Source organism: Succinivibrio dextrinosolvens, from assembly GCF_900116345.1.
GTDB lineage: Bacteria > Pseudomonadota > Gammaproteobacteria > Enterobacterales > Succinivibrionaceae > Succinivibrio > Succinivibrio dextrinosolvens_B.
Map to the genome: position 1 here is coordinate 12,729 of NZ_FPAH01000030.1, position 23,008 is coordinate 35,736.

The window sequence follows — 23,008 nt, forward strand, 5'->3', positions numbered from 1 at the left end:
TTATCCGGATTAAAAAGGCAGGTAAGACCTGCCTTGATCATAATTAAGCACTGAAGTGCTCGATAGCTTTTTGAATTCTAGATAAAGTACGCTCTCTGCCTACCAGAATCATGGTATCACCGATGCCAGGAGACATTGCGGAGCCGGTAACAGCGATACGCAGAGGCTGACCAACCTTACCCATACCAATCTCACGCTTAGCAGCAACGTTCTCTAAAACCTTGTCAATGGACTGAGCATTCCAGTCTGCCAATGACTTAAGAGCCTCAAGAGAATCCTTAAGCACATCAACAGAGCCTTCCTTAATCCATTTCTTAACACCCGCAGGATCATACTCTGCAATATCCTGATAATAGCAGGCAGCCTTCTGGGCCATTTCCTTTAGAGTATGAGTTCTCTCGCAGTAGTTGCGAACAACTTCCTCTGGCTTTGGACCATTTGAAAGATCGGTAATACCGATTCTGTTCAGATGCCATACAAGTTCCTTAGCAACCTGCTCTGCAGGAAGAGTCTTCATGTAATGAGCATTCAGCCATTCAAGTTTCTTGGTGTTAAAGCCAGATGCAGACTTGGTAATAGCATCTAAGGTAAACAGATCAATCATTTCCTGGCGGGTAAAGATTTCCTGATCACCGTGAGACCAGCCAAGACGTACCAGATAGTTAACCAGAGCCTCTGGCAGATAGCCATCCTCACGATACTGCATTACTGAAACAGCGCCGTGACGCTTGGAAAGCTTGGCACCGTCGTCACCAAGAATCATTGCCAGGTGGCAGAATACAGGAACAGGAGCACCTAAAGCCTTGTAAAGGTTTATCTGACGAGGAGTGTTGTTAACATGATCATCACCACGAATTACATGAGTAATGCCCATATCCCAGTCATCAACAACCACGCAGAAATTATAGGTTGGGGTACCGTCTGAACGCTGGATGATCAGATCATCTAGCTCACTGTTCTTAACCTCGATGTGACCCTTAACCATATCGTCAAAAGCAACGATACCGTCATCAGGGTTACGGAAACGAATTACATATGGCTCGTCAGGAGCATGTTCTGAATGGTCATCTCTGCAGTGACCATCATAACGAGGTTTCTGACCGTTCTTCATCTGCTCTTCACGCATCTGTTCCAGACGTTCTTTTGAGCAGTAGCACTTATATGCCTTGCCTTCCTTTAAAAGCTGGTCAATAACTTCGCGATATCTGTCAAAGCGTTTGGTCTGATAGTATGGACCTTCATCCCACTTTAAATCGATCCATTTCATGGACTCGATAATCGCATCGATAGCTTCCTGAGTAGAGCGTTCTCTATCGGTATCCTCAATACGTAAAACAAACTCACCCTTACAGTGTTGAGCATATAGCCAAGAGAATAATGCAGTTCTAGCGCCACCTACATGCAGAAAGCCGGTTGGAGATGGTGCAAATCTGGTTTTAACAGTCATGATTAATTCCCATATAAAAAATTTGCACCATTCTATCACAAATAGGTATATATGGGCTCAAAATCACAATTTAAAAATCACCTACTTTTGCACTTGGAATAGATAAATCAGGATGCTGTCCTGACCAGCCAGTCTTTTCAGCGATTCCTCGCAGAGCGAACAAATCCTGTTCTGTAAGCTTGAAATCAAACAGAGACAGGTTGTCTTTAAGTCTCTCCTTTGAGGAAGACTTAACCAGAGGAAGAACATTGTGAGCCAGACAGAAACTCAATAGAACCTTTGCAGTACTTACATTATGAGTCTTAGCAATCTCCTCAACAACAGGGTGGTTTAATAGAGCACCACGCCCCAGAGGAGACCAGGCTTCAACCACAATTGAATGGCGCTGACAGTAATCAACAGTGCCAGTCTGCATATAGCCAGGATGGAACTCTATCTGATTAACTACAGGTTTTTCTGAACAGGAACGGATGACATCAAAGTGCTGAGGAAGGAAATTTGATACGCCGATTGATTTAACCTTACCTTCCTGCTTCAGAAAAATAAAGGTATTCCATGCCAGAAACAGGTGCTCCTCCCAGTCTTCATCAGTTTCATTAACACGTGGCCAGTGAATCAGAAGCAGATCAAGATAGTCAGTTCCCAGAGCATGAAGAGTTCGGTCAAAGGATTTTCTGATATCCCCGGGAGCCATATCATCTTTCCAGACTTTACTGGTTAGAAAGAATTCATCTCTTGAAACACCTGATTCCTTAACAGCCTTTCCAAGAATTTCCTCGGAACCGTACAGGGATGCCGTATCAAAATGCCTGTATCCAAGATCAATGGCAGTCTTAATTATCCCCTGCCCTTTTTTATTGTTATCAAGTCCAAAAGTTCCAAAGCCAATGCATGGGATTTTATTTCCGTCAGAAAGAAGAAAAGTATCATCAGAACTAGAGAGTTTCATAAAGCACCTTATGTAATAAATTCTTTTGAAGTATTGTCTAATTATTGCTGATACAGAAAAAACGTAAATCGCTTTTCTGACTAATTAAAAAAATGGTCACATTCTTTATTTGGATTTTTTGACAAAGATTCTGATTTTATTTTGTCCAGTATATTAAACATCACCCCCGTCATTATCCCCAAAATACGAATAAAAATGATATTCAACTTTGTTTTGTATACAGTTTTTTCTGATTTAGAGCTGTATCTGATTGCAAACCACTTTTAAAATGTATAATTTAAAAAAACCTACAACTGTCAGCAGGAAAATGGTGATATTTTGAACGCAAAGCATCACAACCTTACATTAAAAGGTACAACAGCAAACAAAGGAATAGCTTTTGGAAAAATCAGTTTTCTCAAAAGAGTAGCATCTGAATTCGATAAAGTTACAGTCAGAAACGTCACAGTGGAATGTCAGCGCTTTGAGAAAGCCCGACAGCACGCTATAACCCAGCTTACCGCCCTTTACGAAGCTTCCCTCGAAAAATTAGGTGAACAGAATGCGGTACTGTTTCAGATCCATCAGATGATGCTGGATGATCCAGACTACGTTTCCTCTATCAACGATGTCATCAGAAAAGAGAAAGCAAACGCAGAATACGCTGTCCATAAAGTCGCATTACGCTTTGAAAAACAGTTTTTAGAGATGGACAATGACTACATGAGAGGAAGAGCCTCTGATGTCATTGATATCTCACGCCGTGTCAACGAAATTCTGATGATGCATGCCGGAAAAATCAAAAGAAAAGGAATTTCCTTTGAAAGTGACGGCCCGGTTATTCTGGCAACCGACGATCTGGCTCCATCAGAAACAGTTCAGCTTGATCAGCATACTGTTACAGGAATCATCACCACAAAGGGGTCCGACAGATCACATACAGCAATTTTTGCCAGAACCATGGGAATTCCTACAGTTGTATGTATAGGAAACAAACTTACCAAACGTTATGAAGGAAAGTTTGCAATTATTGATGCAAATTCAGGAACGGTCTACATTGATCCTGATGAAGAAACCATCCTGAAATTCACTGAAATCAAAAAAACAGATGATGCCCAGCATTCACATCTTGAAGAATTTCGTGGTGTTCAGACTAAAACCAGATCTGGTCGTAAAATCAGGCTTTATGCAAACTCAGGTTCACTCTCGGATATAGATCTCGTTAAAGCATCTGATGCTGAGGGTATAGGTCTGTTCAGAAGTGAATATATCTATCTGCAGTCTAAGGACTACCCAACCGAAGATGAACAGTTTGAAATCTATAAAGAAGTGCTCAAAGGCATGGGAGATAAAAAGGTTATCATAAGAACTCTGGATATTGGTGCAGATAAAACCGCAGAGTATTTTATGCTCAAGCCAGAGGATAATCCGGCCATGGGACTTAGAGCAATCAGACTGTGCCTAAGCAATAAGGCTCTTTTTAAAACTCAGCTTCGAGCTCTTTACAGAGCATCAGTTTTCGGCAATCTATCAATCATGGTTCCTATGATTACGTCAGTTGAAGAGGTTACTGAAACCAAAAAGATTATAGAGAATGTGAAAAAGGAACTTTCAGAACAGGGATTTGAATACAAAGATGAAGTTGAGTTCGGCATCATGATTGAAACACCTGCTGCGGCTTTAATCTCGGACGAACTGGCTCCTTACGTGGATTTCTTCAGCATTGGAACCAATGATCTGACACAGTTCACACTGGCCGCAGACAGACAGAATGCCGATCTGGTTAAATACCTCAATCCATACCACCACTCAGTTGTTCGACTTATTGAAATGACAATTCAAAATGGTCATGCTGCCGGTATCTGGGTAGGTATCTGCGGTGAGCTGGCATCCGATGAAAACTTCCTAGGAAAACTGATTCAGCTGGGAATTGATGAAATGTCGGTTGTACCATCAAGTGTATTAACCATCAGAGCAAAGATTGCAACTCTAGGCTAAAACAAAAATATTATTTGTACCGACGATAAAGATTAACCGCCCGATTCACAAAATAAACAGATTTAATCAAATAGATACAGGGAATCGGGTTAAAGGAGATAAAAATGCCTCAATGTATAGTTATTGCTGATGAGATTACAGGCGGAAGCGCTGTTGGAGCAATGCTTGAAAAAAACGGGACATCAGTGTGCTCTCTTATGAATGCCCGAGGACTAAAAGATCCGCTCACTGCAGATTACGACTGTCTGGTCTACTCTACCAACTCAAGAAACCTAACTGATCAGCAGAGCTATCAGATGGTGTTCTCTGCCGCTAGGTTGTTAAAGTCAGATGAAGTAAAAATCTACGCCAAAAGAATTGATCCTGCAATGAGAGGCAATACCTGTGCTGAAACTGTAGCCCTTTTAGATGCTCTAGGTGATAGCGACAGAGTTGCAATTGTGGTTCCAGGATTCCCTGCTCTTAAGAGAACCAATGTTGGCGGTTATATTCTGGTTGACGGTAAGCCTCTACAGAAATCTCTTGCAGGTCTTGAAGATCTGTTCCCTGCAGAAACCGGACGTGTAGCAGATCTTTTTACTGAAAAATTCCAGTATAAGGCAGAGGCTCTTCATTTAAAGGAATACCTAAAAGGAACAGAAAACCTTGCCAATACCATTAAAAAAATGGCAAAAAAAGGTGTAAGAGCCATCGTGCTAGATTGTACCTCTCAGGAAGATATCAACATGATTGCAGATGCTGTTCTGCTTTCCGGGATTAAGTTTATCGCAGTAGATCCAGGTCCTTTTACAGCAACTCTTGCAAGAAAGGTAATGAGACCTAAGAAAGTTGCAAAACAGGCCTCAGAGACCAAAATCTTTGGAATCGTAGGTGGAGTTAATCCGCTGATTTCAGCTCAGGTAGAACAGTTACGCCTTGAAGAGAAGGTTCTGATTGTAATGGTAAGAAACCTTGAGCTTTTAGAAGATCTTCAGAGAAGAAATGCTGAGATAAACCGCGTGGTTGATGAAATAGTTACTAAATTCAACAGTTTTACCATCGCATTTGCAGTATCAGACAATATGGAGATCAACAATCAGCTGGTACCTGAATATCAGGAGATGCTCCTAAAAACCAACAGAACACAGGCCGAGGCTATTGATATTATTGCTACCGCCTATGGACAGATTGTCGCCAAAGTTCTTGAAAAACGACCTGATATCAAGGCGTTATACACAAAAGGAGCTGAATTCACAGTGGCAACCTGCAGAGAATTAAAGTCAATGGGACTAAAGATTCTAGGACAGGTTCTTCCGTTAACCTGTTATGGTGAAATGATAGACGGAGATTATGCAGGATTAAAATGTGTAACCTCAGCCTCATCTGCAACTGATACAAACACTATCACCGACAGTATTCAGTATCTAAAGAGAAAACTTACAATTTAAAAATTGAGCGATTTTTCTTTTAGTCCATGTTGGAAACCGTCACCAACCAACATGGATTTATTCTGTTAAGATGCTAGCCAATTGATTCCATTTAGAATTTTTTTGGTGTATTATGTACAGGTTCACTTAAGACTAATGCGAGTGTAGTTCAATGGTAGAACTGTAGCTTCCCAAGCTACTAACGCGGGTCCGATTCCCGTCACTCGCTCCATACGTTCTTATAATATAATATTCAGAAAACAAAACAACACTAAGCTCTCTTCCCTATTTCTGCAAAAAAATTTAGAGGCAGGTTCTGTTTACGAAGTTTTATATTTATGCTTTGTAATGCTTCTAACCTAAACTATATGGTAAAGACTCTTCTGAATGATGTGGTATAAGTATGGTCCGTTCTCTTATAAAAATTTTCAGCTTATTCTGTCTGGGATGTTTTGTAACAACATCTGTCTTTGCTGATGAAAAGAAATCAGAAGAACTTCCTAAGATTAAGGTCACCATGTTGCTGGAGCATGAGGGCTTTCTGGCATGGTACGCAAAGGAAAACGGCTGGGATAAGAAATTAGGTTTTGAAATTGAGCTGAACATCTGCGATGTAAGCGGAGTTGAGATCATGAATCAGCACAATAATAATTTCAAAGCCTGGAATATCACATCTGTTTCAAGCACACCACTTATAACCGCCAGCAATAATTCATCTTTTGAAATCATTGGACTTGCCAATGATGAATCAACCTCTACACAGGTATTTGTAAGATCTGACAGCGAAATTCTCAAGCACAAGGGCTGGAATGCAGACTATCCAAATGTCTATGGTTCTCCAGACACTATTTCAGGAAAAACCTTTTATGTAAAAAGAATGACTTCAAGCGAATATGTTCTGGCAAAATGGCTGGAAATCTTTGATCTGGATTTTTCTGATATAGTGGTGATTGATAAGCCTGGTATGGCCGCATTGGATGCAATGAACAGAGGAACAGGAGAGGGAATGGCCTTATGGTCACCGGATACATTTGATGCCGAAAAGCAGGGATACAGATCAGTAACCTCAGCACGTATGGCTGAAGCAGAAATTCCTCTTATGTTAATAGTAGACAAGGACTTTGCTGCAGAAAACGAAGAACTGGTGGCAAAATTCCTTGCAACATACCTTATGGCTGTAAATGCACAGGAAGATGGCTACAAAAAGCTCGTAAAGGCCTATCAGAAATTTCTTAAAACCTATGCTGATAAGGATTATCCGGAAGATTTCTGTCTATTTGATCTGAGAAATCACGCCGTATTCGATCTTGAAAAACAGCTAGACTTATTCGCTACAAAGGGACATAGAAAAAGTATCATCAATAAGCTAGAACGAAACATTACCAGTAGTATGGTTCTTTATTTGAATGACAACATCAGTGAAGAGAGCTGTAATATCTATAAGCTGAAAAGTCCAAGAAATATAACGGACAAATACCTAGTAATGGCAAAACCTTATCTAAAAAAACTAAAAGACTGACATTTAATATACAGAATTGTGTATTTATAATTGAATATATTACGTTGTCTTCGATATATCTAAAAGAAAAGTTCCTTTTCTATCAATGCCTTAAGCTCGTCAAAAATAACAGGTTTTGAATAGAAAAAGCCCTGTATGCTCCTAACCTGATATTTTCTGACCCTGTCACGCATCATCTCGTTTTCTATTCCTTCAACACAGACACCTGCACCATATGCAGAAGCTATTTCTGTTATACTTTTTATAAATAGCTCAGATTTATCGTTATCGCATATATCTCGTACGAAAGCACGGTCGATCTTGATAATGTCAAAAGGAATATTTTTTACAACCCATAGGGAAGAAAAACCGGTTCCAAAATCATCCAGAGCAAGCCTAATACCGAAAGACTGAAGAGAGAAAGCAATTCTTGCCAAGAGCTCCATATCTAAAAGCCTGCAGCGTTCTGTAACCTCAAGACAGAGATTCTTTGGAGGGAAACCTGTCGACTCAACAAGAGAAATTACATCATTTACAAAGTTGCTCTGTTCACACTGAGAATAAGCCAGATTAACACTTACAATAAAATCCGGATTGGCTTTCACTATTTCAAGAGAATCAAGCATTGCCTGTTTTAAAATCCATTTACCCAGTACCGGAAAGACATTATCATTCTCCAGTACCGGAATAAACTCATCCGGATAAACTTCTCCCAATCGGCTGTTTTCCCATCTTATAAGAGCCTCTGCTCCCCTTATTTTTTCAGACACAGCATCAACTATAGGCTGATACTTTAAAAAGAAGCCTTTGAAGTTATCAACCACAGAGTTTCTTATTGTGTTGATTTTAATAAGTTTTTCTCTGTCAGACTGATCTAATTTATCGTTAAAATCCACCAGAGCTCCATGCCGTTGATTTTTTGAAACCTGATATGAATAGTTTAGACAGGAATAGATGGTCTTATTAGTAATATTAAAGAAATCAAGATTCATTACACTGCCACATAAAGACAGTGTAACTCTTGTACCATTCACAGAGTAGGAACGCATTCTTTCCTGAACCTGTTTATACACTCTGTGTATTTGCTCAATAGACTGATGCTCGGTGATTATCGCAAATCTGGTTCCATCAAGACGGTATACCTGATCATTTGGATCTGATATTCTCTGAAGTAGTCTAGCAGCGTGCTGTAACACCCTGTTTCCAAAGGTGTAGCCATAAATATTGTTAATATTAAGGAACTGCGTAAAACCAAGCATTATCACGTTACATGAGGTTCGTGATGACAGAATTGTATTGAGATCAAGGAAGAATCCATACTGATTCTTAAGTCCAGTCAGCATGTCATACTGAATTTCAATTCCATGATTGGTAATAGCTCCACAGAAATACTCAGGTTCTCCTTTTTCATTTTTTAGCACCACCCCCCTGCAGGTGCATACCACATATTCACCGAATCTGTTACGAGCTCTATACTGAAGATTATGCGAATTCTGATCCCCATTGAACAATTTCTTTACATCGGAAATAAACTCTTCTCTATCATCAGGATGAATATGGGATGCCCAGATTTCTCCCGCATTTGTCATATATTCTGAAGGAAGGGAGAAATAATTAACCGAATCCCTGTTCCAGCGAGAAAGGTCTTTTTTCATATCACATACATACACATAATTCGCAGAGGATACGTATGAAAAAGCCTCAAAAAGCGAATCTAGGATCTGTTGACTTTTAGAATTGTTATTACCCATATCAAGAAAAAACTCAATGAGAAAATACAGACATACCTACTGAGATTTTATTTGAAAGAAAGATGTTCTGTGATACTTGAAGATCACAAGTTTTTAAAGTTCGAAGAGTATTTGTGCAGAATTGAATGGTCTATCAAGAGGTTTGTATATTTCATTTGACATTTAGAAAAAAGTCATTCAATTTTTGATATACCTGATAGGCGCATATAAATGCTTATTTTAGAAGGTATAAAAAAAATTTTTTCATTTTATAGTTGACGACCGTTTTTTAAGTTATATAATGTAACGGCTTTCAGACATGGACGTACGTTCATTCTGAACCACATAAGTGGGGGTATAGCTCAGTTGGGAGAGCATCTGCTTTGCAAGCAGAGGGTCATCGGTTCGATCCCGTTTACCTCCACCATCCATCGATATCCAAATCAATACATTGAATACTTAGAAGTTCATTTGGATTCTGTCATTGTGTTTTGTTGTTTTCTAATTTAATCGGAACTTTCTGATATAGTCAGCTATTTTCTGTTCGCTTAATAAAAATAAAGGTGAATTGATCTTAAAAAAACATCATGACATTGGAATCAAAACGAAAATCAAATCAGAATTCTAGTTACAATTCAGAAGAAGAATCAGGCATCCTCAACCAAAGTAAGCTTAATTCCAAGATTAACCAGTGCTGTCTTTGCATCTTCAGGCAGGCCAATATCAGTAATCATTTCGGTAAGTTTAGTAAGCTCTGCCACTCTGTATACAGCAACCTTATTGTATTTAGAAGAATCACAAATAAGAACCTTATGCATGGATGAATCCATGGCAGCCTGTTTGACCAGAACCTTATCCGAATCAGGAGTAGTTATTCCTCTTAAATCCCAGGAAGAGCATGACAGAAAAGCGTAATCCATATTAAGGTAACTTAAAGTTCTATATGCGAATATTCCTACTGATGATCGAGTATCACGTCTTACTTCACCACCTATATGAATGATATTGGCAGAACTGTTCTGAGCAAGAAAACCGACAATGTCAAAATCATTGGTAACCACAGTAAGATTCTTGCGATCTGTAATGTGATGAGCCAAAGCTAAAGAAGTAGTACCTTCATCAAGATAGATACACTGACCATCCTGTACATATGAGGCAGCTCTCTCACCAATTCTGTTTTTTTCCTCAGGCGCAAAATTCTCTTTAATCTGAACAGAAAGATCATGTATCAGCTGATTTGGCAATCTCACACCACCAGTCACAGATTCAACAAGTTTATTCTGCTCCAATATCTGAAGATCACGTCTTATTGTCATATGAGATACATTCAGGAGCCTGACAAGATCATTAATACTTAAGACTCCATTATTCTCTTTTATAAGAGAAAGAATTCTTTGTTGTCTTTCGGCAGGAATCATTATTCTTATATACCCTTTGTTTGCCAAATAAATATTTAAAAATGTTTAAAACTAAAGGCAGTATAACATAATTGTTATGAATTGAATTCAAAACCTATATTTTTCTTACCAATATTTAACATATATCACTATTATCTAATTCACATATATTATTATCTATTTGTTTTTAATACATTTATTCGTTTTAAATAATTATAACTTTTTAACATAAATCTCTAAAAACATAATCACATCATTTATAACAATTCAAAAGAAAACTCGACATAAAATCTTCGATAAATCCTTCTTCTTCTTGCATTTTTATATAAATATCAATAGAAAGACTCACCGTAATTTTTTAGTTATTCGTGTTGTTTATAGTTTTTTTGTTTCATTTATTTCATTGTTATATAAGACATTTATAAACATTCTTAAACAAGATATTAGTCAAAATATCTTATGCAAAAACTTGCATAAAGCATAAGGATCACACAATTCCAGGATAAACTCTTGCGAATGTGAAAACAAATTACCTTTATTAAGATTTTGCTTTTATATTGGTGATATTGAATACTTTTTTATAATATTTTAACAAATCTTAACATTATGTGATAAATGTCACTTTTATTTTGTGAAAAGACGAATATCATGAAAACCAACTTAAGTGTTAAAGATTATCAAGTTTTTCGAAAACAAAAGATTAGATTTAAGTTTTACTTGTGTTCTTTCAATAAGTTAAAGACTGGTTAAACACTATAATTTTTTAACACTAAAGTTCACAAGATAAATGCTCTCTAAACAAACATATTGAAATAGGAGAAGTTTTAAAGATGAAAGCTGTTGTATTACATGGCCCAGAAAATTATCCAAACAACTATGAAGTTATGGATATTGAAAAGCCTGTATGCGGTGATGGCGATATTCTGTTAAAGATGAAGGCAGCTGCACTTTGCGGTACCGACAAAAGAATTTTCACTGGTGCTAAGACAAAAGGTGTACGCAAGGATTCAGTCGTCGGACATGAAATCTGCGGTCTAATCGAGCAGGTTGGCAAGAATGTTAAAGGATTTGCCGTAGGAGATAGAGTTGCAATTGCCAATGTTATCCCTTGCGGACATTGCTCAGCATGTTTATCCGGCAGAGAGAATGCATGTCTTCACAGACAGGCAATTGGTTATGAGTTCAATGGTGGCTTTGAGGAATATGTTTTAATTCCACAGGTCTGCATTGAAAGCGGCAACGTAGTAAAGCTACCTGATACCGTAAGCTATGCTGCAGGTGCTCTTATTGAGCCTCTGGCATGTTGTATCCGTGGTTTAAGAAATACCGGTACTGGTTTTAATGATACCGTTCTAATTATTGGTGCAGGTCCTATCGGATTGATGCATCTTCAGTTATCACTGATTTCAGGCGCAAGAGAAGTAATCGTAAGTGAGCTAGATCCAGAGAAACGCGCTCTTGCTCTTAAGCTAGGTGCCAAGATTGCGGTTGATCCAGCAAAAGACGATCTTGAAAAGATTGTAATGGATGAGACCAACGGCGAAGGCGTTGACAGAATTGTTATGGCAATTGGTGTTAATGCACTTGTTGACGGCACCTTCAAGCTTGCAAAGAAAGGCGGTACCGTATGTCTGTTCGCAGGATTCCCTAAAGGCAAGATGAGTGAGTTCGATCCTAGTGTAATCCACTATAACGAACTGAACATAACCGGAAGCACAGCCTACAAGCGCATCGATTATCTGCAGGCAGCAGGAATGGTAAGCTCAGGAAAGATTGACCTGGACGCAATTGTTTCACACAAATTCAAGATTGAAGACTTCAGAAAGGCATTAGATCTGCACATGGCAGGAACCGCTCTGAAGGTTGTAATCGAAGATTAGTTAGTAGTTAAAGTTATTTTTATCAAATACAAGGAGATTATTTTTTATGGCTACACCTATGTATGCAATGGGCAAAGCAGTACGTTTATCACGCATGGTTAACGCAGAAAGCGGAAAAATGATGGCAATTACAGTAGATCATGCAACATCTCGTGGCATTGCTCCTATGAAAGGCATTCATGACATTCAGGGCGTAATTGACAAGATTGTTGTTGGCCGTCCAGACGCTATCACCATGACTGGCGGTATTCAGAAGCGCTGCTGGGGTCCTCATGTAGGTTCAGGTATCAGCATCCTCCACAAGATTTCAAACTATGCTCCAACCTCTCCTACCAATGACTGTGTATTCGGTTCAGTTGATGCAGCAGTTCGTTATGGCGCAGATGCAGTTTCAATGGGCTGCATGACCTTAGGTGATTTCCAGAATGAGCAGTTCGCTCGAATCGGTGAAGTCAGCGAATACTGCGACAAGATTGGTATGCCACTGATTGGTCACGTATATCCAAAGGGAGAGAGTGTTCCAAAGGAGAAGCAGGCTTCATGGGAAAACATCGCATACTGTGTAAGAAGCGCATGTGAGTTAGGTATGGACGTTGTTAAGACCACCTACACTGGTGATCCAGACAGCATGGCTAAGGTTATTGCATGTGTTCCTTCATCATTCAGAGTTGTTATTCAGGGTGGTGACACACCTAAAGGACTACAGGGCGATGATCTGTTAATGTATTACATGCAGATGACCCGTGATGCTCTAGACGCAGGCTGTGGCGGTGTAACCATGGGTCGCTGGGTTTGGGATTCTGATGATGTAACAGCTCTTGTTATCGCATTACGTCGCTTAATTCACAAGAATTACAGTGCAAAAGAATGTATGGAGCTGTTCAAGACAGTCAAGAACGAAAAGAATTACACTGATTACGCTGCTTTATAAAGAGATAAGACTATGAGTAAGTATCTGTTAGGAATTGATGTTGGAACAAGTAGCTTAAAGGTTGCTATCATTGATGAGGATGCTCAACTCATAGGTATCAGCAGTAGTAAGTACGATCTCATCATGCCAGATGAGAAATCTGTTCAGATTGATGCAAAAAGCATGTGGAGATCGTTACTTGAGTGTCTTATTAAATTAAAAGAACAGAAAGTAGATCTTACCGCTGTCGCAGGTATCAGTATCTCCTCACTGTGCCCTGGCCTAGTTGCCCTGGATGCTAAAGGAGAAGTTCTGGTTGATCCAATCATTTACTCTGACAGACGTTCCTCTGTGGAAGCCGAACAGATTTTAAAGAGAGTCGGAAAAGACAAACTCTTTGAGATTACTGCCAACGGCTGTATGGCGGGAGCATTTTCAGGCACTTCAATGCTTTGGATTAAAAACAATCTGCCTGACAGTTATAAGAAAACCAGATATTTCGGACATCTTAATACCTATCTTGCTTGTCGTATGACCGGAGAGATTGGTATTGACTACTCAAATGCATCTTACACCAGTCTGTTTGAAACAACCGGTGGAAAGAAATGGTCAGAGTTTCTGTGTGAAACCATAGGCATAGATAAGGATAAGCTTCCTAGCCTACATGAATCAACAGATGTTATCGGCGGTCTTATTGACAAAGAGCTAATCGGTCTTGGCATTAAGAAAAATACCCCAGTAATTATCGGTGGAGCAGATACTCCTTGTGCATCAATTGTTGCGGGAGTTACTCATGCAGGTGATGTATGCGAGTCAGTAGGCACAACAGATGTATTAACTGTATGCATTGATAAACCTGTTTTCGGACGTGAGTTCATCAATCGCTGTCATGTTGTACCTGGAACCTGGATTTACCAGGGTGCAATGTCTTTCACCGGAGCTGCCAATGCCTGGTTCTTGGAACAGTTTTTACATGAAGCAACAGCTTCAGCCAAAAATCTGTCTGATGCCTTAAAGATGGCAAATGAAGATGCATCTCATTCCGTTCCTGGATGTGGTGGAGTCGTATTCCTGCCTTATATGCTGGGAGAAAGAAGTCCTATCTGGGATGCTGATGCAAGGAGCGTTTTCTTCGGTATTTCCATCAAAACCACAAGAAGCGATATGAACCGTGCTGTTCTGGAAAGCTGTGGCTACGGTCTAAGACAGATGTGCGAAATTGCACAGTCGCTGACAGGAAAAGAAATCAGAAACTTCAATTCCATTGGCGGCGGAGCAAAGAGCAACGTCTGGGCTCAGATTAAGGCAGATATTACACAGCGTGAAATTACAGTTCTGGATAAATATGACATGGCTCCAGTAGGAGCAGGCCTTCTGGCTGGTGTTGGTGTAGGGGTTTTCAAGGATATTTATGAAGCCTCTGAGAAAGTACAGAATAAAATTTATCGGAAGTTTGTTCCAAATACTGATAAAAATCTTGCTGAGATTTATCAGAAGAATTATCAGATTTATCTGAGTCTGTATCCTGCTCTTGCAGGTCTGTTTAAGAAAGCAGCAGGCAAAAGCAATTAGATACACAAAGGAATGAACGGTAATTGACTGTTTTCATTTAGATTTCGTATAAAGAATTTAGTCTAACAAACAACATAATTGGAGTTTATTTTTATGAAAAAGATCTTAGCTACATTAGTTGCAAGTGCTTTAGCTTTTAGCTCAATCTCAGGAGCTGAGGCTGCCACCAAGAAAGTAACAATTTCAGTTCCAGATCCAAACACCTCATATATTTATGCCGCAGCACAGGAATTTGCATCACGTGCTAACAAGTACTCTGACGGCACTCTTGAGTTCTCAATCTCTGGTAACGGTTCATTATACGGCGGTGACACTGCTGCTGGTATCAAGCAGCTTGGCGCAGGTTCTCTACAGATGGTAGTTCTTGCATCAAGTGTTTACACCAACTTCGTTCCTGGCTTAAATGTTATTTCTGTACCTTACATGTTTGATGATCAGGCACAGTTACTAAAGTTCCTGAACAGTGATATTGCTACCGAGTTATTTAATCGTGTTAATAAGATGAACATCACTGTAGCCGGCAAGTGGACCCGTTCATTCCGTGAAGTTACCAATTCAAAGCACCCTATCACCAAGCCTGATGATTTAAAGGGTGTAGTACTGCGTGTTCCTAACAATTCACTATATGTTGAATTCTTCAAGGCATGCGGTGCTGTAACAACTCCAATGAACTTCTCCGAAGTTTATAACGCTTTACAGCTACACACTCTGGACGGTCAGGAGAATCCAGTTGATGTTCCATACTCAAACAAGTTCTATGAGGTTCAGAAGTACATTTCCTTCACCAACCACATGGCTGATGCCTGGTTAGTTGGTATCAACACAAAATTCTTCAACGGTCTTGATGACAAGCAGAAAGAAGCTATCTTAAAGGCAGGTGCCGAGGTACAGCAGTGGAATGTTGACATGATGGCAGAACAGGACAAGGTTGCTCTTAAGTCTCTAACCGACAACGGTATGACTTCAAATGATCTGACTCCTGAAGCTCAGAAGGCATTCGTAGAAGTTTCCAAGTCTTGCTATCCAAAGTTCCGCGAGTTAATCAAGGACGACGCTCTGTTTGACAAGACTGCAGAATTCACTGGCAGAAAGTAATCTAAACATACATGCACTTCCTATGAGGTGCATGTATCGTATTTAGAGCTTGCTTTTTTAATTTCAACCTTAATTAAGTAAAGACCGGGTAAAACAATATTATGGAACGAAAGAAATCCAAATTATCAGGTTTTTTTAATTTTATAAATAAACTTGAAGACTGGCTGTTAGTCATATTTGTCTCTGGCATGATCCTCGTTATTTTAATCCAGATTTGTGGGCGTATTTTGGGGCACCCATTTCCCTGGACAGAGGAATCTTCACGCTATCTGTTCTTATGGATGATGTTTGTTGCTCTTGCAGCAGGCTTTAACAAATGTGAATCAGCTCGTGTAACCTTATTCCTTCAGGCAGGCCCTAAATGGCTTAAGACTATCAGTGAGTACATTTATGTCGTATTTGTTGTAGGTTTCTTCCTGATTATGCTTGTCTACGGTATTGATGTTGTAGTTCAGCAGATTGAATGGGATGAAATGGGAACCGCCCTGATGATTCCAATGTGGCTAATTGGTATATGTCAGCCAGTAGGCGCAGTATTAGGCCTAATAGGAACCTTGCAGAGCTTCCTTGAATTCCACCATATCGTAGCAATCGGTGACAAAGAGACTGAAAAGGCAAAGGCACTTTCAAACGAGGGAGATTTATAACAAATGAGTTGGCTATTAATCGGTATTTTCTTACTAGTAATGTTCCTGGGTGTGCCTATTGCAACAGCACTGGGTTCAGCATCCGTTATTGCAATGTACGCATGGACTGATCTTCCACTGAGCATGGCTGCTCAGTCAATGTTCACCGCAATGAACTCCTTTATCATGGTTGCCGTACCTCTGTTCATTCTGTGCGGTTCTTTAATGGATGAAGGTGGAATTGCAGATAGAATTTATGATTTATCTGAAGCACTGGTTGGCTGGATTTATGGTGGCTTAGGACACGTATCTGTTGTAGTTAACATGATTTTCGCAGGTATGAGTGGATCTTCAGTTGCAGCTATTGCTTCCATCGGTAAGATGAGTATCAATGCACTGGACAAAAAAGGTTATCCTAAACCATATGCAACAGCAATCAACCTATCAGGTTCCATGCTTGCATCCGTTATTCCTCCTAGCATTCTGATGATCAACGCTGCAGCAACAGGTAACGTCTCAATCGGTCAGGCTCTGTTAGCAGGTTTAGTTCCAGGTGTAATTATCGGTATCATCTTCATGATCTATAACTACCTGTTCTGCAAGACTCACAATATTGGCGACCGTATTCCATTTGAAAGACCAAAGCTGGCTCGTGCTTTCTGGCGCGCAATCCCAGCACTATTAACTCCAGTTATTCTTTTAGGCGGTGTTTACACCGGTATTTACACTCCAACTGAAGGTGCCGCTATCGCTGTAGTTTATACAATTTTAGTATCAATCTACGTATTCAAGAACTTAAAGTGGAGCGATATTCCTCGTATTATTGCAAAGAATGCACGTTCAACAGGTGTTATTCTGTTCGTTGCTATCGCAGCTAAACCAGCATCAGTTCTGTTCGAAATGGATGGCCTTCCAACCCGTGTTGCAGAAATGATTGCAGGTATTTCAGATAACAGAATCTACATTCTATTAGTTCTTTACGTCTTCCTGATTGCAGTTGGAATGTTCATGGATGCTACTGCAGCCATCTTTATTCTGGTTCCAATTCTGCTACCTGCTGTTCAGGCTGTTGGTGTAACCCCACTATTCTTCATCGTATTCCTGGTAATCACCCTATCATTTGGTCTGATTACACCTCCGGTGGGAGTCTGTCTGTACGCTGCTGAAAACGTAACAGGTTTACCACTTGAAAAGATTATTAAAGCATCTGTACCTTGGATCTGCCTGATTGCCATATCACTACTGGTGTTCATTATCTTCCCAGGCATTATTGAGATCCCTGTGGGTTGGGTGTTCGGTTAATAAATTAAGGATTTAAAAATGAGTAAGATTGTTGTATTGGATGGATATACAGAAAACCCAGGAGATCTTTCCTGGGATGGACTAAAAGCACTAGGAGAGCTTACTGTTCATGATCGTTTATCCTATGTTGAGTCACCAGTTATTGCACAGGCAATTGGAGATGCAGATATCGCTGTTACCAATAAAACTCCAATTTCCCGTGAAACAATGGATAAATGTCCAAATCTTAAACTGATTGCGGTTTTGGCAACTGGTTATAACGTAATTGACTACAACTATGCAAAAACCAAGGGAATTCTCGTAGTTAATGTTCCAACCTACGGTACCCAGATCGTGGGCCAGTATGCAGTTGGTCTTCTTCTGGAAATCTGTTCCCACTTCCAGTATCACTCAGATACTGTAAAGGCAGGAAAATGGCAGAACAATAGAGACTGGTGCTACTGGGATTTCCCAATGATTGAACTTCACGGCAAAACAGCTGGTATTATCGGTCTTGGTCGTATTGGTCAGTCAACAGCCCGTATTCTAAATGCAATCGGAATGAAGGTAATTGCTTACGACAGTTTCCAGTCTGACAGTGGTAAGGCTCTCGCTACATACGTGGATATGGACACTTTACTGCAGCAATCAGATGTAATCTTCCTTCACTGCCCTCTCTTCCCAGAGACAGAAGGTCTTATCAACAAGAACAACATAGCCAAGATGAAGGATGGAGTTATCATCATTAACAATAGTCGTGGACAGCTTGTTGTGGAAAAAGATCTGGCTGAAGCCTTAAATTCAGGAAAGGTTTACGCTGCTGGACTTGACGTTGTCTCAACAGAGCCAATCAAGGCAGACAATCCTCTACTGAAGGCTAAAAACTGCATTATTACCCCTCATATTTCCTGGGCCGCCAAGGATGCAAGAAAACGTATCATGGATATTACCATTGATAACATCAAGGCTTTCCAGAATGGTTCCCCAGTGAATGTAGTAAACAAATAACCGGTCTTAAAAATAATCCCTTCCCCAAAGGGATTATTTTTAGTCATTGAAAAGGAGAATTATAAAAATGAAAATTGTTGTTGCTCCTGATTCTTTCAAAGGCAGTCTATCCTCAAAAAATGCGGCTGATGCTATCGAGACTGGTATTCATGAAGTTTTCAAAGATGCTGAAGTTGTAAAGGTTCCTATTGCTGATGGAGGAGAAGGTACTGTTGCTGCTGTTGTGGCCATGACTCACGGAAAAATTGTAAAAACCGTAGTTCAAGGTCCATTAGGAGAAAAAGTAACAGCATCCTGGGGCCGTTGCAAGAATGATGAAGGTGAATTTGCTGTAATTGAAATGGCAGAAGCATCAGGCTTACTGCTTGAAAAAGAAAGCGAACGCAATGTACTTAAAGCAAGTACCTATGGTACCGGTCAGTTAATCAAGGCTGCACTGGATGTAGGCATACGCAAGATTATTATAGGAATCGGAGGCTCCGCAACCAATGATGGAGGAGCAGGTTTGGCAGAAGCCTTGGGAGTAAAATTCTACGATAAGAATAACCGTATTCTTCCTCGTGGAGGTGCAGCTCTAGCAGATCTTGAATACATTGAGACATCAGATCTTGATCCTCGTCTGCAGTACACAGATTTTTACATTGCATCAGATGTAAAAAATCCATTATGCGGAAAGAACGGTGCTTCCTATGTGTATGGACCTCAGAAAGGCGCTACAGAATCAGATGTTAAACTGCTTGACTATGCACTTGAGCATTACAGTAAAATTGCAGCTCGCGATGTGGGTCGTGATGTTAAAGATATTCCAGGAGCAGGTGCTGCCGGTGGTTTAGGAGCAGGACTAATGCTTTTCTCCAACGGTCATATGTGTAATGGTATTGAACTGATACTGAAGCTAGGAAACTTTGAAAGTTACCTCAAAGATGCAGAGCTGGTTTTTACCGGAGAAGGTTTTTCAGATGCACAAACAAAAAACGGAAAAGCGCCTGTTGGAGTTGCCTCTATAGCAAAGAAACACAAAATACCGGTAGTCTGTCTTTCAGGCGGAATCAGTTCTGATTCTAAGGAATTACTATCACATGGAATCGATGCAATCAGCGGAACTCCATGTGCACCTGTATCTCTTGAGAATTGTATAAAAAATGCCAAGCAGATGCTGGAAGATGCTGCAGCAAGATGCTGTCTCCTTATTAAGGTCGGAGCAAGTCTTCAGGCTAAATAAGATTATCAGTTTCCCAATATAAATCGTGTTAAGTTCAAAACCTGAGTTATCTCAGGTTTTCTTTTTTGAGATAATTTGGAATAAAGAGCTTCTTAATCAGAACACAACAAAAAAGGGCTAACCCGTTAAGAATTAAGCCCTTTTCCGAAATAACAAGACTAAATTACTTTAGTTTCTTGTAAGCATTGATTAGACCATTGGTTGAACTGTCATGAGAAGCAATAGTTTCCTCAGAAGTTAACTCAGGAATGATCTTAGAGGCAAGCTGCTTACCTAACTCAACACCGAACTGATCGAAGCTGAAAATATTCAGGATTGAACCCTGAGTAAAGATCTTGTGCTCATACATAGCAATCAGCATACCCAGTGAATGAGGGTTGATTTCCTTTAGCAGGAAGGAGTTAGTAGGTCTGTCTCCTGTGAATACCATAAATGGAACAACGTCCTTGTATTTCTCCTCAGGAACGCCTTTCTTCTGGAACTCAGCGATAACCTGCTCTGCAGTCTTACCAAATGCAAGAGCCTCAGTCTGAGCAAAGAAGTTAGACAGAAGTTTTACATGGTGATCGCCAACCTTGTTATGAGTACGAGCTGGAGCAATGAAGTCGCATGGGATCTTCTTGGTACCCTGGTGGATTAACTGGAAGAAAGCATGCTGACCGTTAGTGCCAGGCTCACCCCAGATGATAGGACCGGTGGTGTAGTTATTGATTACATTACCGTCACGGTCAACATATTTACCGTTTGACTCCATGTTGCCCTGCTGGAAGTATGCAGCAAAACGAGATAGGTACTGATCGTATGGTAATAGAGCTTCAGTCTGGTAACCGTAGAAATCGTTATACCATAGGCCAATCAGACCAAGAATTACAGGAAGGTTCTTCTCGAAAGGAGTGTTACGGAAATGCTGATCCATATCGTAACCGCCCTTCAGGAACTGCTCAAAGTTGTCGTAACCGCAGGCCAGAGCAATTGACAGACCGATTGCAGACCATGAAGAGTAACGACCGCCAACAAAGTCCCAGAACTCGAACATGTTGTCAGTATCAATACCGAAAGCAGAAACTTCCTTAGCATTGGTTGATAGAGCAACAAAGTGCTTAGCAACGAACTTCTCATCCTTAGCAGTCTTTAGGAACCAGTCACGAGCAGTACGTGCATTGGTCATGGTCTCTAAAGTAGTGAAAGTCTTTGAAGCAATCAGGAATAGAGTTGTCTCAGGATTTAGAGGCTTTAAGGTCTCAACAATATGAGTACCGTCGATATTTGAAACGAAGTGGCACTTCAGTCTTGTGTGATATGGAGTCAGAGCCTCACAGATCATACGAGGACCTAAGTCTGAACCACCGATACCGATATTTACAACATCAGTAATTTCTTTTCCTGAGTAACCTTTCCACTCACCAGAAATGATCTTGTTTGAAAATTCTTTCATCTTGGCCTGAACACGTAGAACGTCTTCCATTACATCGTGTCCGTCAACCATAATCTTGTTACCGCCAAAGTTACGTAGAGCGGTGTGTAGAACTGCGCGATCCTCTGTACGGTTGATCTTCTCACCGTTGAACATAGCGTCAATATTGTCTTTCAGATGAGTTTCTTCTGCTAGTTCTAATAGGGTCTTTAGAATGTTCTCGTCAATTAGGTTCTTAGAGAAGTCAGCAAGAAAATCGCCATTATCTAGAGTTAAGGAGAATTTGTTGAAGCGATCTTTGTCTTCCGCAAATAAATCCTTTAGGTGTCTGTTCTTTGTTTTTTCGAATTGTTCTGTTAATTTAGCCCAAGCCTTAGTCTTGGTTGGATTTGTATTATAAAACATGAGTAGTAACTCCCTTCTTAGTTCGTCTCTCTATTTTAGCAGTATCTGAGCAATATTACCTTATTATTAGCCACTTTTTTACATATTTGTTACCTATATTTTCTTATGCGGAATTTTTTTGATAAAGACATCTTTATCATGCTTTTTTAAGACGTAAAATCGCAAACATTTGCGAAGAAATGAACATACATCACAACGATTTTAAAATTGCACACCTATGCTTATTATTGATGTAATTTTCTGAGTCTGAGCGTAAAATACAGACCAAATTTTTTTTTTCACCTAAAAGGGGCTTCCTATGAAAAGGATAATCATTAAACTTTTATCTTCATTATTTGCAGTTATTATGGGTCTATCAGGCCTAACCTCTGTGGCTCAGGCTGCAAATTCTGACACTGCAGTAATCTTCTTCTCAGCTACAGGCAATACAAGAGGACTTGCCGCAACCGCAGCTGTCGCATTAGGAGCAGATAAGTATGAGATTCTTCCTGCAAAGCCATATGCGCGAGAAGATCTTGATCACTACAATGAGAACTGCAGAGTAAACGTTGAACAGAAAGATAAAGCACTACGCCCAGAAATCAAAGATCTGAACATTGATATAACTCCATATAAAACTATTGTTATTGCATATCCTATATGGGGCGCAGAGGAGCCAAGAATCATTGATACATTTATTGAATCATATGACTTCTCAGGCAAGACTATTGTTCCACTTTGCACCTCAGGTGGCAATGACATTCAGCAGAGCGTTGAGAACATTAAGAAACTGATTAAGGGAAACCCTGTCGTAAAAGATGGTAAGAGACTGATGAGCAATATTACAGCAGAAGATTTCAAGAATTGGTATGAATCAATCTAATACTTGTACTTGTTGTTAAATAGAAAATAATGGTCAGATTTCTGGCCATTTTTTTTATGCTTTAAACTCAATTACGGTTCCCTTATACCTAACAAATATCCTTATAAATCAATATAATAAAAGGATACAACCTAACTAATTATCATTATCATTTTTCTAAACGCACCAGCATAAAACACATAGTTCAAAAAAAAAGATCTAAAATTCCTTGACCTATCTCAAATATCATATATAATCTTGTCTTTGACAGTTTTTAGTTAAAAAGTTATTAACTTCAAAGAGTTAATAACTTTAAAAGTAGCAATATTTTTGAGATTTATAAATTTTTT

17 protein-coding genes and 2 tRNA genes are annotated in these 23,008 nt (G+C 39.7%); 14 read left to right on the plus strand and 5 right to left on the minus strand.

Translation table 11 applies throughout. From position 1 onward, the window contains the following. Positions 1–43 precede the first annotated feature (43 nt). Together gltX and BM308_RS09310 are read right to left on the minus strand one after the other, a co-directional pair. Positions 44–1,447, minus strand: a complete 1,404-nt coding sequence (gene gltX / locus BM308_RS09305; protein ID WP_083425528.1) for a glutamate--tRNA ligase — start codon at positions 1,445–1,447, stop codon at positions 44–46. A gap of 70 nt (positions 1,448–1,517) precedes the next feature. After that, positions 1,518–2,396 carry an aldo/keto reductase gene (locus BM308_RS09310; RefSeq protein WP_074944728.1) on the minus strand — a complete coding sequence of 293 codons (879 nt, stop codon included), beginning with the start codon at positions 2,394–2,396 and terminating at the stop codon, positions 1,518–1,520. Between the two features lie 318 nt (positions 2,397–2,714). Here BM308_RS09310 and ptsP point away from each other — a divergent pair, with 318 nt between their 5' ends. The 4 genes from ptsP to BM308_RS09330 all read left to right on the plus strand — a co-directional run bounded on the left by ptsP (position 2,715) and on the right by BM308_RS09330 (position 7,298). Beyond that, positions 2,715–4,373 carry a phosphoenolpyruvate--protein phosphotransferase gene (gene ptsP / locus BM308_RS09315; protein WP_074944729.1) on the plus strand — a complete coding sequence of 553 codons (1,659 nt, stop codon included), beginning with the start codon at positions 2,715–2,717 and terminating at the stop codon, positions 4,371–4,373. 104 nt (positions 4,374–4,477) lie between these two features. Next, positions 4,478–5,800: a four-carbon acid sugar kinase family protein gene (locus BM308_RS09320; protein WP_074944731.1), complete on the plus strand. Its 1,323-nt coding sequence runs from the start codon at positions 4,478–4,480 to the stop codon at positions 5,798–5,800. A gap of 137 nt (positions 5,801–5,937) precedes the next feature. Continuing rightward, positions 5,938–6,011, plus strand: a tRNA-Gly gene (locus tag BM308_RS09325). 171 nt (positions 6,012–6,182) lie between these two features. After that, positions 6,183–7,298 carry an ABC transporter substrate-binding protein gene (locus BM308_RS09330; protein WP_074944732.1) on the plus strand — a complete coding sequence of 372 codons (1,116 nt, stop codon included), beginning with the start codon at positions 6,183–6,185 and terminating at the stop codon, positions 7,296–7,298. Between the two features lie 59 nt (positions 7,299–7,357). On the opposite strand, the gene BM308_RS09335 is transcribed toward BM308_RS09330, so the two are convergent. Beyond that, on the minus strand, positions 7,358–8,932 hold the full coding sequence (locus BM308_RS09335; RefSeq protein WP_177214438.1) for an EAL domain-containing protein: 1,575 nt from the start codon (positions 8,930–8,932) through the stop codon (positions 7,358–7,360). A 426-nt stretch (positions 8,933–9,358) separates the two neighbouring features. On the opposite strand from BM308_RS09335, the gene BM308_RS09340 reads away from it, so the two are divergent. Further along, positions 9,359–9,434: transfer RNA gene (locus tag BM308_RS09340), tRNA-Ala, on the plus strand. Positions 9,435–9,654: 220 nt separating this feature from the next. On the opposite strand, the gene BM308_RS09345 is transcribed toward BM308_RS09340, so the two are convergent. Continuing rightward, complete coding sequence (locus tag BM308_RS09345; protein ID WP_074944735.1) at positions 9,655–10,425, minus strand: DeoR/GlpR family DNA-binding transcription regulator; 771 nt, start codon at positions 10,423–10,425, stop codon at positions 9,655–9,657. An 809-nt stretch (positions 10,426–11,234) separates the two neighbouring features. On the opposite strand from BM308_RS09345, the gene BM308_RS09350 reads away from it, so the two are divergent. The 8 genes from BM308_RS09350 to BM308_RS09385 all read left to right on the plus strand — a co-directional run bounded on the left by BM308_RS09350 (position 11,235) and on the right by BM308_RS09385 (position 19,998). Next, a complete protein-coding gene (locus tag BM308_RS09350) occupies positions 11,235–12,284 on the plus strand; it encodes an alcohol dehydrogenase catalytic domain-containing protein (RefSeq protein ID WP_074944737.1) in 1,050 nt (349 codons plus the stop codon). A gap of 46 nt (positions 12,285–12,330) precedes the next feature. After that, positions 12,331–13,215, plus strand: coding sequence for a class I fructose-bisphosphate aldolase (locus BM308_RS09355; RefSeq protein ID WP_306706055.1), 885 nt, complete (start codon positions 12,331–12,333; stop codon positions 13,213–13,215). A 12-nt stretch (positions 13,216–13,227) separates the two neighbouring features. Next, entirely contained in the window at positions 13,228–14,766 is a 1,539-nt protein-coding gene (locus tag BM308_RS09360; protein WP_074944738.1) for a xylulokinase, read from the plus strand. 93 nt (positions 14,767–14,859) lie between these two features. Next, on the plus strand, positions 14,860–15,861 hold the full coding sequence (locus BM308_RS09365) for a DctP family TRAP transporter solute-binding subunit (protein ID WP_074944740.1): 1,002 nt from the start codon (positions 14,860–14,862) through the stop codon (positions 15,859–15,861). 188 nt (positions 15,862–16,049) lie between these two features. Next, on the plus strand, positions 16,050–16,508 hold the full coding sequence (locus BM308_RS09370; protein WP_306706066.1) for a TRAP transporter small permease: 459 nt from the start codon (positions 16,050–16,052) through the stop codon (positions 16,506–16,508). 3 nt (positions 16,509–16,511) lie between these two features. Beyond that, the gene (locus BM308_RS09375; protein WP_074944743.1) at positions 16,512–17,789 is read left to right on the plus strand and encodes a TRAP transporter large permease; all 1,278 of its coding nucleotides are present in this window, start codon (positions 16,512–16,514) and stop codon (positions 17,787–17,789) included. An 18-nt stretch (positions 17,790–17,807) separates the two neighbouring features. After that, a complete protein-coding gene (locus BM308_RS09380; protein WP_074944744.1) occupies positions 17,808–18,776 on the plus strand; it encodes a D-2-hydroxyacid dehydrogenase in 969 nt (322 codons plus the stop codon). A gap of 67 nt (positions 18,777–18,843) precedes the next feature. Continuing rightward, positions 18,844–19,998 carry a glycerate kinase gene (locus BM308_RS09385; RefSeq protein ID WP_074944745.1) on the plus strand — a complete coding sequence of 385 codons (1,155 nt, stop codon included), beginning with the start codon at positions 18,844–18,846 and terminating at the stop codon, positions 19,996–19,998. 163 nt (positions 19,999–20,161) lie between these two features. Here BM308_RS09385 and pgi read toward each other — a convergent pair whose 3' ends face one another. Continuing rightward, the gene (pgi, locus tag BM308_RS09390; RefSeq protein WP_074944747.1) at positions 20,162–21,817 is read right to left on the minus strand and encodes a glucose-6-phosphate isomerase; all 1,656 of its coding nucleotides are present in this window, start codon (positions 21,815–21,817) and stop codon (positions 20,162–20,164) included. Between the two features lie 298 nt (positions 21,818–22,115). On the opposite strand from pgi, the gene BM308_RS09395 reads away from it, so the two are divergent. Beyond that, positions 22,116–22,679 carry a flavodoxin gene (locus tag BM308_RS09395; protein WP_083425529.1) on the plus strand — a complete coding sequence of 188 codons (564 nt, stop codon included), beginning with the start codon at positions 22,116–22,118 and terminating at the stop codon, positions 22,677–22,679. Positions 22,680–23,008 lie beyond the last annotated feature (329 nt).